This window comes from Nocardiopsis valliformis DSM 45023 (assembly GCF_000340985.1).
In the GTDB taxonomy this organism is placed as follows: Bacteria; Actinomycetota; Actinomycetes; order Streptosporangiales; family Streptosporangiaceae; genus Nocardiopsis; species Nocardiopsis exhalans.
Map to the genome: position 1 here is coordinate 75,489 of NZ_ANAZ01000010.1, position 12,039 is coordinate 87,527.

13 protein-coding genes are annotated in these 12,039 nt (G+C 70.8%); all 13 read left to right on the plus strand.

Annotated features, from left to right (window positions below):
• The first annotated feature begins 2 nt into the window (after positions 1-2).
• The 13 genes from D457_RS0111100 (at position 3) to D457_RS0111160 (ending at position 12,024) form a co-directional block, all read left to right on the plus strand.
• Positions 3-245 carry an RNA-binding protein gene (locus tag D457_RS0111100; RefSeq protein ID WP_017580734.1) on the plus strand — a complete coding sequence of 81 codons (243 nt, stop codon included), beginning with the start codon at positions 3-5 and terminating at the stop codon, positions 243-245.
• Between the two features lie 173 nt (positions 246-418).
• Entirely contained in the window at positions 419-940 is a 522-nt protein-coding gene (gene rimM, locus D457_RS0111105) for a ribosome maturation factor RimM (RefSeq protein WP_017580735.1), read from the plus strand.
• An 11-nt stretch (positions 941-951) separates the two neighbouring features.
• Positions 952-1,770: a tRNA (guanosine(37)-N1)-methyltransferase TrmD gene (gene trmD, locus D457_RS0111110; protein WP_017580736.1), complete on the plus strand. Its 819-nt coding sequence runs from the start codon at positions 952-954 to the stop codon at positions 1,768-1,770.
• 234 nt (positions 1,771-2,004) lie between these two features.
• The gene (gene rplS / locus D457_RS0111115) at positions 2,005-2,364 is read left to right on the plus strand and encodes a 50S ribosomal protein L19 (protein ID WP_017580737.1); all 360 of its coding nucleotides are present in this window, start codon (positions 2,005-2,007) and stop codon (positions 2,362-2,364) included.
• Positions 2,365-2,425: 61 nt separating this feature from the next.
• A complete protein-coding gene (lepB, locus tag D457_RS0111120) occupies positions 2,426-3,298 on the plus strand; it encodes a signal peptidase I (RefSeq protein WP_017580738.1) in 873 nt (290 codons plus the stop codon).
• A 249-nt stretch (positions 3,299-3,547) separates the two neighbouring features.
• A complete protein-coding gene (locus D457_RS0111125) occupies positions 3,548-3,880 on the plus strand; it encodes a DUF2469 domain-containing protein (RefSeq protein WP_017580739.1) in 333 nt (110 codons plus the stop codon).
• 151 nt (positions 3,881-4,031) lie between these two features.
• On the plus strand, positions 4,032-4,403 hold the full coding sequence (locus tag D457_RS0111130) for a YraN family protein (protein ID WP_017580740.1): 372 nt from the start codon (positions 4,032-4,034) through the stop codon (positions 4,401-4,403).
• Positions 4,403-5,923 carry a YifB family Mg chelatase-like AAA ATPase gene (locus tag D457_RS0111135; RefSeq protein ID WP_017580741.1) on the plus strand — a complete coding sequence of 507 codons (1,521 nt, stop codon included), beginning with the start codon at positions 4,403-4,405 and terminating at the stop codon, positions 5,921-5,923. Before D457_RS0111130 ends, D457_RS0111135 begins: the two co-directional genes overlap by 1 nt.
• Positions 5,902-7,308, plus strand: coding sequence for a DNA-processing protein DprA (dprA, locus tag D457_RS0111140; RefSeq protein WP_017580742.1), 1,407 nt, complete (start codon positions 5,902-5,904; stop codon positions 7,306-7,308). Before D457_RS0111135 ends, dprA begins: the two co-directional genes overlap by 22 nt.
• A gap of 215 nt (positions 7,309-7,523) precedes the next feature.
• The gene (locus tag D457_RS0111145; protein ID WP_017580743.1) at positions 7,524-7,739 is read left to right on the plus strand and encodes a hypothetical protein; all 216 of its coding nucleotides are present in this window, start codon (positions 7,524-7,526) and stop codon (positions 7,737-7,739) included.
• A gap of 313 nt (positions 7,740-8,052) precedes the next feature.
• Entirely contained in the window at positions 8,053-8,268 is a 216-nt protein-coding gene (locus tag D457_RS0111150; RefSeq protein WP_017580744.1) for a hypothetical protein, read from the plus strand.
• Positions 8,269-8,347: 79 nt separating this feature from the next.
• Positions 8,348-10,156, plus strand: a complete 1,809-nt coding sequence (locus tag D457_RS0111155) for a hypothetical protein (protein WP_017580745.1) — start codon at positions 8,348-8,350, stop codon at positions 10,154-10,156.
• Complete coding sequence (locus D457_RS0111160; RefSeq protein WP_017580746.1) at positions 10,153-12,024, plus strand: TOMM precursor leader peptide-binding protein; 1,872 nt, start codon at positions 10,153-10,155, stop codon at positions 12,022-12,024. Before D457_RS0111155 ends, D457_RS0111160 begins: the two co-directional genes overlap by 4 nt.
• The last annotated feature ends 15 nt before the right edge of the window (positions 12,025-12,039 follow it).

A 12,039-nucleotide genomic window follows, 5' to 3' on the forward strand; every position in this document is an offset into this window, starting at 1 on the left:
TCGTGCTGGAAGAGGCGCTTGAGCACCTCGTGAAGGGGATCGTTGCGAACTCCGACGACGTCCAGGTGAGAGCCAAACGGCTCCGCAAGGGCAAGGTTCTGGAGGTCCGGGTCCACCCAGACGACCTTGGCAAGGTCATCGGCCGCAACGGCCGGACCGCCAAGGCACTGCGGACCGTCGTCGGCTCTCTCGCCGGCGGCCGTTACGTCCGTGTGGACCTGTTGGACCTGAACGAAGTGCGCTGACGCGCCTCTTGGGGCGCCGACCGCTGACGGTCGGCGCCCCGCACTCGTGCCCGGGGACCGTGCGAACGGCCCCGGGCACGGCCTTCCCAGGGGGAGGCATCCCTTCTTCCGGAGCGGGGACCGACACCCGGAAGAACCCGGAAGAACTCAGAGACGATCGAAGGAAAGCACTCATGCGACTCGTGGTGGGCCGGATCGGCCGCGCGCACGGTATCCGCGGCGAGGTCGCCGTCGAGGTGCGCACCGACGACCCCGACGCCCGGTTCACCGTCGGCGCCGAGCTCCAGACGGACCCGGCGAACGTCGGTCCGTTGAAGCTCGCCGCGATCCGCCGGCACAGCGGCAAACTGCTCATCCGCTTCGAGGGCACGGCCGACCGCGACGCCGCCGAGACGCTCCGGGGCACCCTCCTGCTGGTGGACTCCGCGGACATCGCCCCGCTGGACGACCCCGACGAGTTTCACGACCACGAGCTGATCGGCCTGACCGCCGTCACCACCGGGGGCGAGACGGTGGGCAGTGTCGATGACGTCCTCCACCACGCCCAGGACGTGCTGGTCATCACTGCCGAGGCCGGCGGACACGAGGTCCTGGTGCCGTTCGTCGCCGCCCTGGTTCCCGAGGTCGACGTCGCCGGCGGCCGCATCGTGCTCGACCCGCCGCCCGGCCTGCTCGACCTCCAGAACACCGACTGAACGAGTACGCAGTGCGCATCGACATCATCAGCATCTTCCCCGACTACTTCGCTCCGCTGGAGCTGTCGCTGATCGGTAAGGCGCGCGAGGCGGGCCTGCTCGACGTGCGCGTCCACGACCTGCGCGGATGGACCCACGACCGGCACAACACCGTGGACGACACCCCCTACGGCGGCGGTCCCGGCATGGTGATGAAGCCCGAGCCGTGGGGCGAGGCCCTCGACGAGGTCATGGCGGAGCGGCCCGCGAGGCTCATCCTGCCGACCCCGAGCGGGCGCCCCTTCACCCAGGCCGACGCCGAACGGCTCGCCGGGGAGGGGCACCTGGTCTTCGGCTGCGGGCGCTACGAAGGCATCGACTCCAGGGTGGCTGTCGACGCCGCCCAGCGCATGCCGGTCGAGGAGATCAGCATCGGTGACTACGTCCTCAACGGGGGCGAGTCCGCGACACTGGTGATGGTGGAGGCGATCACCCGGCTGCTGCCCGGTGTGCTCGGCAACCGGGAGTCGCACGTCCAGGACTCCTTCGCCTCCGGGGGGATGGAGCACCTGGTGGAGGGGCCGGTGTACACCAAGCCCGGCACCTGGCGCGACCAGGAGGTCCCGCCGATCCTGCTCTCCGGGAACCACGGTGCGGTCGACCGCTGGCGCCGGGACCAGGCGCTGCGCAAGACCGCGCGCAACCGCCCCGACCTGATCGAGGCCACCCCGGCGGAGGGTTTCGACAAGCGCGACCGCGAGGTCCTCGCCGAGGTGGCGGAGGCCGAGGCGGCCAGGACCGCTGGGGCTGCTGAGGTAGTCCAGACGGCGAAGTCGGCCGGTACCGACTAGCGCGTCCGGGCAGTGACGAACAGCCGGTTCGGGTCGGCCGGGATCATATGGCAAACTAGGTGAGTTCCCCCCTGGTGGCCCCAAGGCATCCGCATGCCGGCGGCACGACGTCGGCCTCTGTGTTGGTCACCGGGTGGTTCGACTGTTCAGACCCAACAGGGCCTCGCCCGCGCACCCCCTCCCCGGAACAGCTGGGGGGCAGGACGCGGCGCGCTATTGATGAGGATTCGCGAGATGCACACCGCCATTCAGGAGCTTGAGAAGGCTCAGCTTCGCACCGACGTTCCGGACTTCCGCCCGGGCGACACCCTCAACGTTCACGTCCGCGTGACCGAGGGCACCCGCACCCGTGTCCAGGTCTTCAAGGGCGTTGTCATCCGCCGCCAGGGCTCGGGCAACCGCGAGACCTTCACCGTTCGCAAGGTGAGCTACGGCGTGGGCGTGGAGCGTACGTTCCCCATCCACACCCCGGCCATCGAGAAGTACGAGGTCGCCGCCCGCGGTCGCGTGCGTCGCGCCAAGCTGTACTACCTGCGCGACCTGCGCGGCAAGGCCGCCCGCATCCGCGAGCGCCGCGAGCCCATCAACAAGTAGGTCTTGCCTGATCCGGCCGGAACCGCGCCGCTCCCTCGGGTGGCGGTATAGGCTTCGGCCGATGAGCAAAGACGAGAAGGACCTCGGCGCGGACGGGGTCCAGGACGAGGATTCCGCCCGGCCCGGCCCGGAGGAGCACAGCTCCGCTACTGGCTCCCAGACGCATCAGCGCCTGGGAGCCAGTGGTGTATCCGACGCGGCTGGTCAGGAGCCGGAGGAAGAGGCGGGCGCCGACATGAGCAAATCCCAGAGCAGTGCCAAGAAGGGGTCGTTCTGGAAGGAACTCCCCATCCTGATCGTGATCGCCCTGGTGCTGGCGTTCGTGATCAGGACCTGGGTGATGCAGGCGTTCTACATCCCCTCGTCGTCGATGGAGAACACCCTTCTGGTGGGTGACCGCGTCCTGGTGAACAAGGTGGTCTACCAGGTCCGCGACATCGAGAGAGGCGAGGTCATCGTCTTCAACGGCGACGGGTCGTGGGACGACCCGACCGTCGTGCAGCCCCCGGAGTCGAGCAACCCGATCAGCCGCGGGTTCACCTGGGTGCAGCAGCAGCTGGGGGCGGCGCCCACAGGCAAGGAGTACATCAAGCGGGTCATCGCCCTGCCGGGCGACACCGTGGAGTGCTGTGACGACCAGAACCGTGTGCTGGTCAACGGGGTGCCGCTGGAGGAGGACGACTACCTCTTCCCGGACAGCGTCGCGAGCCACAGCGAGTTCGGCCCCATCGAGGTGCCGGAGGGGCACCTGTGGCTGATGGGCGACCACCGGGCCATCTCCTACGACTCCCGGGCCAACCAGAACAACCCCGGCGGCGGTGCCGTGCCGATCGACCACGTCGTGGGCCGGGCCTTCGTCATCATCTGGCCGTTCAGCCAGGCCGGGTCGCTGAGCGTCCCGCCGTCCTTCGACGAGCTGAACGCCGCCGACTGACCTTGCTCTCGATCATCGTTGCAGGTCACGGCGTTTCCTCCGGTCCGGGTGATTGATTCGTCCAAGGAAATCCGCTCGACGGGGCACAAAAGTGCGTTCCGTGACGCATGATGGATCTCGGATCGTATCGGCGTTCTTCGAACACGTGGCCCGGGTCCATCGGCGGGAACAAGCTGGACGGCCGCGGTGTCCACGTGAGGGGAACCGGCACACCATGACCGGAGAGTGCTGACGAAAGCGAGCGCGCACATGAGTTCTGAGGACCTGGAGAAGTACGAGGCCGAGATGGAGCTCCAGCTCTATCGCGAGTACCGCGACGTCGTCGGCCTGTTCGGCTACGTGGTGGAGACCGAACGGCGTTTCTACCTCACCAACCACGTGGACCTTCAGCCCCGCTCGACCGAGAACGGGGAGATGTACTTCGAGGTCGTGATGGAGGACGCGTGGGTCTGGGACATGTACCGTCCCGCCCGGTTCGTGCGCAACGTGCGCGTGGTGACGTTCAAGGACGTGAACGTCGAGGAAATTACCAAGTCCGACCTCGAGATGCCCCCTACCGATGGTGGACGCCCCAGTGAGTAGAGGTTCCGCCGAGTAGGGCTGTGACCTGGGAACGACCCCTTCTGTTCCCTGTTGTCGAGTCGCTCCGCGGCGGAAGTTATCCACAGAAAAAACTGACCCCTGGTGCGCCACCTCCCGATGACCGACCGTTGTCATCGGGAGGTGGTCTCCGGTGGATCGGTGGGCCGAGTACCGAAGGAAGACGGGACGCCGCGGCGAGGAACTCGCCGCGGCGTACCTGGAACGCGCCGGGATGCGGGTGGTGTCCCGTAACTGGCGCGCCCCGGGCAGGGCCGGGGAGATCGACATCGTGGCCAGGGACGGGCCGGTCCTGGTCGTCGCCGAGGTCAAGACCCGCACCTCGCTGCGGCACGGCCATCCTGTGGAAGCCATCACCGCGGACAAGCGGCGCCGCCTGCGCGCACTGGCCCGGTCCTGGGCCGAACAGTACCGCTGCCCGCCGTTCCCGCTGCGGATCGACGGGGTCTGTGTGCTCGTCGTCGGCGGCCGGGTGTTCGTCTCCCACGAGCGGGGGATGACCTGATGTCCCTCTCCCGCACCTACTGCGTCAGCCTGCTGGGCGTGCAGGGGCACATCGTCGAGGTGGAGGTCCACCTGGGCGGCGGCGACCCCGGAGTCACCCTGGTGGGTCTGCCCGACGCCGCCCTGCGCGAGGCCCGCGACCGGATCCGCGCGGCCGTGGCCAACAGCTCCGAGAGCTGGCCCAGCGGGCAGATCACCATCAGCCTCTCCCCGGCCAGCCTGCCCAAGTCCGGCAGCCTCTTCGACCTGGCCATCGCTGGCGCCGTCCTGTCCGCGGCCGGTGAGGTGCCCGCGGACCGGCTCTCCGACGCCGTGCTCCTGGCCGAACTCGGCCTGGACGGCCGGGCCCGCCCCGTGCGCGGGGTACTCCCCGCCATGGTCTCCGCCGCCGACCAGGGGTTCAAACGATTCGTGGTGGCCACCGGCAACGCGGCCGAGGCCCGCCTGGTCCCCGAGGTGGAGGTCACCGCGGTAGCCGACCTCGCGCAGCTCTGCGACTGGCTGCGCGGGGGAGACGAACCGGAGAACCCCGAGGAACCGGGACCGGCCCGGGAGGAGACGGGGGACAGGGGCCCGGACCTGGCCGACGTACTGGGCCAGCCGGTGGCCCGGCGGGCGGTGGAGATCGCCGCGGCGGGCGGCCACAACCTGATGATGTTGGGCCCGCCCGGAACAGGGAAGAGTTTGCTTGCGGAGCGCCTGCCTACGGTGCTGCCCGCCCTGTCCTCGGCCGAGGCGCTGGAGACCACGGCGATCCACTCGGTGGCCGGGCTGCTGCCGCCGGGCGCCCCGCTGGTCACCGTGCCGCCCTTCGCCGCACCGCACCACACCTCCAGCCGGGCCTCGATCATCGGGGGCGGCCACGGGAACCCTCAGCCGGGCTGGGTGTCCAAGGCCCACCACGGAATCCTGTTCGTCGACGAGGCGCCGCAGTTCGGCCGCGGGGTGCTGGACTCGCTGCGCGAACCGTTGGAGCGCGGCGAGGTGGTGATCGCCCGCGCCTCCTCCACAGTGGCCTTCCCCGCCCGCTTCCAACTGGTGATGGCGGCCAATCCCTGCCCCTGCGCCAAACCGGGCAACCTCTGCACCTGCCCGGCGGGCGATCGGCGTCGCTACCTGTCCCGGCTGTCCGGTCCGCTGCTGGACCGGGTCGACCTCAAGGTGGACCTCCAGCCGGTGGCCCGCGCCGAGCTGCTCGCCGACCGGGCCTTCGCGGAGTCCTCCGAAACCGTGGCGGCCCGGGTGACGCAGGCCCGCAGCCGGGCCCGGGAGCGGCTGGAGCGCACCCCGTGGAGTACCAACGCGGCTATCCCCGGGGCCCGCCTACGCCGGGACTTCCCGGTGGAGCAGTCGGCCCTGCGCGTGCTGGGCCGGGCGATGGACCGGGGTCAGATCAGCGCCCGGGGTGTCGACCGTGCACTCCGGGTCGCCTGGACCCTGGCCGACCTCGTGGGCCGTGACCGCCCGGGCGAGGAGGAGACCGCCTACGCCTACGCCCTGTGGTCCGGAAGGGCCTGGTGACGCCGGTGGACGCCGTACTCACGGAGTTGTGGCGCCCCGGCCCGGAGCTCGTGATCCTCGTGTTCACGTTGGTGACGTTCGACCTGATCCTCGTCCTGGCTGTGGCCTGTCTGGTCATGACCGCGCGGGCCCGAGACGACGACGAGGACCCCCGAAGACCCGGGGCCGGACATGGACGCGGGGCGTGCAGGGGAGTCGGTGGGGCCGGAGTGGTGGGAGGTCGTGTGGGGGACGAGGACGAGGTGCGGGCGCGGGTGTGTCTGACGGCGGTGGGGCCGCCGAGCGACCCGTGGCTGGGGACGATGGTCGCCGAGCACGGGGCCGGGGCGGTGTGGTCGGCTCTGGTCTCCGGGGGACCGCCGCCCGGGGCTCCGCCGTTCGGGGGCGAGTTGCCTGGCAACCTGTTGCTGCGCTGGCAGCGCTGGTCGGCGCGGTCCGGGAAGGCGGATCCGGACCGGTTGCTCGACGCCTCGGCCGAGGCCGGGGTGCGGTTCGTCGCCCCGGGCGACCCGGAGTGGCCCGGGCGGCTCGACGAGCTTCCGGGCGGGCGGCTCTGCTACGGGCTCTGGGTCCGGGGCCGGGGCGACCTGCGCAACCTGTGCCTGCGGGCGGTGTCGGTGGTGGGAGCACGGGCCGCCACCTCCTACGGGTTGCACGTGGCCTCGGAGCTCTCCTACGACCTGGCCGGGCGCTCCTTCACGATCGTCTCCGGCGGGGCCCTGGGGATCGACGGGGCCGCGCACCGGGCCGCGAACACGGTGGGCGCAACCGTGGTGGTGCTGGCCTGCGGGCTGGACGTGCACTACCCGAGCGCGCACTCGGCCTTGTTCGCCGATGTGGCGGGCAAGGGGGTGCTGGTCAGCGAGTGGCCGGTGGGCCGCACCCCGCGCGGCCCGGACTTCCTGGTCCGCAACCGGCTCATCGCCGCGCTCACCCCCGGCACAGTGGTGGTGGAGGCGGGCAGGCGCAGCGGGGCCCTGAACACCGCCGCCCACGCCGTCGAACTGCATCGGGCACTGATGGCCGTGCCCGGCCCGGTGACCTCCGCGATGTCGGTGGGCTGCCACCGCCTGTTCCGCGAGGGCAAGGCCGTCTGCGTCACCCGGGCGGACGAGGTGGTGGAGCAGATCGTCCCGTTGGGCGAGGCCGAACCGGAGGAGCCGGGGCCGCTGCTGGTCCCGGCCGCGTTGGACCAGGGGACCGCGGAGGTCCTGGCCGCGGTCACCCGCAAGGGCCTGGGCCCCGCCACGGTGGCCAGGAAGTGCGGTCAGGACCTGCCGGACGCCATGCGGTCACTGGGTCTACTGGCCGCGGCGGGTCTGGTGGAACGCTGCGAGGCCGGCTGGCGCCTCCCCGCGAGGAGTCCGCGGATGCCTCCGGTCTGATCCGACGGCGGCGCCGCGCATCCCGCGGGGCGCCGCCGTACGGGCGAGGAGGCGAGCGGTGATGGGCCCGGAGCGTGGTGGGGCAGCATGCGCCGTGGCCGACTTCAGTCCGGATAAAGCGTGCAGTAGGCGTGCTGTAAATGCGATCAGGGACAGTGAAGAGCGTCGATCACTCGACATCTGGTCAATGCTTCGAAGAAGAAAGGAGGAAAGTTATGTCCATTGACGCCAAGGGTCTCTCCAGTAGCCTCGGCGACCTCCCGGTTGAGGAATTCAGCGCGAGCAGTGAGGGTGTCGTCGGCTTCGGTGCCAACCAGCCCGGTGGTATCGAGTCGCTCGGTTCCACGCTGGCCATGATGGAGGTCGGCGCTTCGGGCAGCGGTGAGTGCTGCAGCTGCTGTAGCTGCTGCCCGTGCTGCTGCTGCAGTTGATACGTCAGACTGGGCGTTTGCTTGGCGGCCGCAGCGGTGAGCGGCCCGGTCTGACGGAGTGAGGGCTGGCGGGCCGGTCGGGGCAGATTCTCCGATCGGCCTGCTGGTCCCGTGTTCGGGACCGGAGCCGCTGCGGACCAGGCGTGCCGGGCGCGCCTTCAAACACACGGATCCATTATCCGGATGCTTTCCGTGCGGCCCGAACGAAGGTGCAAACCCGGTGTAGGCGTGCTGTAAGTAGGTGCGGGGATCATGGTTGCACGCCGACACCTTTCGGTTTCGGCGGTTCATTCAAGGAAAGGGAACGGTTTCCATGTCGATCAAGGCTGACCAGCTTTCCGCTGGCCTCGGTGACCTTCCGGTCGAGGAGTTCAGCACCAGCAGCGAGGGCGTCCTCGGCTTCGGTACTGACTCCCCCGGTGGTATCGAGTCGCTCGGTTCCACGCTGGCCATGATGGAGGTCGGCGCCTCCGGTGGCGGCGGTTGCTGCAGCTGCTGCAGCTGCTGCCCGTGCTGCTGCTGCAGCTGACCCGGTGGGACGGTCCCGGCGCGGTTCCCCGTGCCGGGGCCGTCCCCTCGCAACGGTGAGAGAGAAGAGAAGGGCGCGGATGCGACCGAAACTCCGGCCAGACGTCTACTACGTCCCTACCTCCGACGGGGCCTTCATCATCGACAGCGTTCGATCGGTGAATCTGCGCGGTGGATCGATTTATCAGTGGGTGGAACTGCTGGCGCCGAGCCTGGACGGCTCCGCGCAGCTCGACGACCTGGTCTCCGGGCTGTCCCCCGCACATCAGAAGATGGCCCGTGACCTGGTGGCGTTGCTCGAACGCAACGGGTTCGTACGGGACGTCGGCGACGACCTGCCGCACACGCTGACCGAGTCGGAACTGACGCGCTACCAGGCAGAGATCGCCTACGTGGACTTCCGGTGCGAGTCCGGGCCCGCCCGGTTCGAGCGCTGGCGCGGCACCCGTCTCGTGGTCGTTGGCCAGGCCCCGCTCGCCGACTCCGCCGCACGCGCCGCCTGGCACCTGGGCTGTCGCCGGGTGGAGGTCGTCGACTCCGCGGAGGATGCCGGCGCCCGCGCCTCGCGCGCCGCCGACGTCGAGGCGCTGAGGGAGGAGGACCCCTCGCTCGAACTCGTCGAGACCCCGGTCGCTGACCTCGCCGCGAGCGTGGCCGCCGCCGATTTCGTGGTCGTGCTGACCGAGGACCCGGCGTTGGTCGACACCGTCGCGGACGCCTGCACCGCACCCCTGCTGCCGGTCCTGGTCACCCGGGACACGGCGTGGGTGGGCCCGGTTCCGGGCGGCGCCGCCGGTTGGGCCGACGCCAAGACGAGGCTGACCGACACCGGGGCGCTACCCGTGGGCCCCTCCACCTGGCTGCGCGGTCCCGCCGTGGGAGTACCCGCTAATACTGCGCTCTTCTCGGTCTTTCGGGCCGTCACCGGTGCCTACCCGGAACCGGTCGCCGGTGAAGTGGAGCGCATCGACCTGCAGACCCTGGAGTCCCAGACCGGGCGTGTGCTCGCGGTCGGCTCCGACGCGGCGCCCGGGACCCGGGAGTCGTCGGCACCGGTCGACAGCGAGTCGTTCTCCCGGGCCGCGGCCGAGCTGTTCGACGCGCTGACCGGCCCCTTCCTGGAGATTGAGGAGCACCCGGTCCAGCTGCCGCTCCGGGTCGCCGTGGCGCGCATGGTCAAGGGCGGTGAGACCAGCGACGTGCTCGGTGCGGCCGACGCCTTCGTCGAGGCCCGGCACAGTGCCACGCTGGCCGCGCTCGGCCGCCTGGCCGCCGCCCATCCGTCGAGCGGGCCCGCCCGGGACCTCGTCAGTGGCGAGCCGGGGCCGGTGGTCGCTCCGGTGGGAATCCGGCACCCCTACGTTCCCGGCATCGGGGCCGCGCTGGACCGTGAGAGCGCGCTTTCCCAGGCGGTGTTCGACTACGCGGCCGAACGGGCCGTGCCGGTCCCGGAGGAGGCCCCGCTGATCGGTCGGGACGACCTCCCCGAAGCCGTCGCCGAACAGGCGCACCGACTGGACCTGCTGACCCGGTCGACCGTACGCCTCTTCCAGCTGGACGCCGAGTTGCCGACAGTCCTGGTCGCCACCGGCGGCCAGCCGCTGGCACGGGCCTCGGGCAAGGACCTGGCGAGCGCCGCCGAGCTGGCCCTGATCCGGGCCACCACGGCGGTGCAGTGCGCGCCGGAACCGGGCACCGCGCCACCGCCCCCGGACAGGATGCCCGAACCGGTGGGCACGGCCGCTGCACTGGACGGACACCTGCTGACGACGGAGGGTGCGGTCAAACTGCTGGCCGCGCGCGGGATACGGCTCGGAGCCGTGGAACTGGACGGTGAGCCGGCCCTGCGGACGGCAACGCCGCACCTGGTCAGGGTGGTGGAGCTGTGACCGAGTCGATGACGGCGGCCCCGACCGTGGTCGGGACCGGTGTTCTTGCCGAGGCCCTGCGTGCCGCGGTTCCGCCGGAGTACACGGTGGTGGTCGGCGAGGCCGGGGTACTGCCGCAGATCCCCGCCGGGAGCGGACCGGTACTGCCGGTGCTCGCGCGCCGGGACCGGCTCTACATCGGCCCGGTGGTCCGTGAGGGCCGCCCCGGGTGCCCCGAGTGTCTGGAGTCGCGTCTTCTGCTGGCCCGGGAGTTCCCCGAGCCCATGGCCGAGATCGACCGGCGGGACCCGGAGCTCCTACGCCGGTGGCGGCCGCCGGCGCTGACCGGCCTCCACGCCGGGCTCGCGGCCCAGGTCGCGAGCAGGCTCATCGAGCTGGACCGGGAGGCCGGGGACCGGCTGCCGGTGATGGTGGTGCGGCTGGTCGGCCTCGGCGTGCGGCGTGCCGTGCTCCTGCCGGACCCGCTGTGCGCCGTGTGCGGTGCGCTTCCCGAGGACAACCCCGAGGACACCGAGGTGCTCATGCCGAGCGCCTCGCTGTCCCGCAAGCCGGGTTCCATGCGGACCAAGTCCCTAGTGGACGACGAGTCCTTCCTCCCGACCTACGTGGACCGGGACATGGGCCTCGTGCGCACCCTCTTCAAGTACGGCGGCGGCGTGTTCCCGAACATGACCGCGCCGCTGGGTCTGCGCAACTCGACCGACGTCGAACAGGGCATCGGGCGCACCCCCTCCTACCGGGAGTCGGGTGCCGCCGCGGTCGCCGAGGCGGTCGAACGCTGGGGTGGGATGAGCCCGTCCGGCCACCGGAGCGTGGTCACGGGCGCCTACCGGGACCTTCCCGAGGCGCTCGACCTGCGGCGGCTGGGCCTGCACGACGAGCACCGCTACGACGAGGAGGGTTTCCCCTGGCAGCGGTGGACCGAGGAGTCGGAGCTGGACTGGGTCTGGGGCAGGTCCCTGACCCGTGACGCACCGGTGCTCGTGCCGGAGACCTACGCCTACTACCGCACCCGCCTGGTCCGCCCGGACCGCCCCCGGTTCCTCTACGAGGTCTCCAACGGCTGCGCGGTCGGCGGTTCGATGCCGGAGACGATCCTGCACGGGCTGATGGAGGTCATCGAGCGTGACGCCTTCCTGATGACCTGGTACTCGCGCCGCACTCCGGAGCGGATCGACCTCGGCACTGCCCGCGGCACCACGGTTCCCCTCCTGCTGGAGCGGATCGAGCGGCTGACCGGGTACACGGTGCACGCCTGGGACACCACGGCCGAGCACGGCGTCCCCAGCGTGTGGATCGGGGTCGTCGACGAGCAGGAACGCGACGGGTACGCCCGCTTCCTGTGCGCGGCCGCGTCCCACTTCGACATGGAGGAGGCGGTAGCGGCCGGGCTCCTGGAACTCGCCCCGATCATCGCCCAGCACCAGGACGAGCCAGCCGAGGTCCAGGACCTGGCCCGTCGCATGGTCGACGACGGCGACCTGTGCACGTCGATGCTGCACCACAGCCAGCTCAACGGTCGGCCCGAGGCCCAGGACCGCCTGGCGTTCCTGTTCGGTGGCCCCGAGCGGTCGATGGCCGCACCGGATCCCCGGTTGCACACGGGCGAGCCGACCGACCTGAAGGCTCTGCTCGACGACACCGTCGAGCGGCTGGGACAGCACGGTCTGGAGGTTCTGGTGGTCGACCAGACCACCCCCGAACACCGGGCGGGCGGCCTGTTCTGCGTGAAGGTAATCGTCCCGGGGATGCTGCCGATGACCTTCGGGCACAGGTTCCGCCGCGTGCGCGGGCTCGACCGGGTGTTCGAGGCGGCGGCCGAGCAGGGCTTCGACGATGTGAACCCCGACCCGCACCCGTTCCCATGACGAGGACCCATCCGA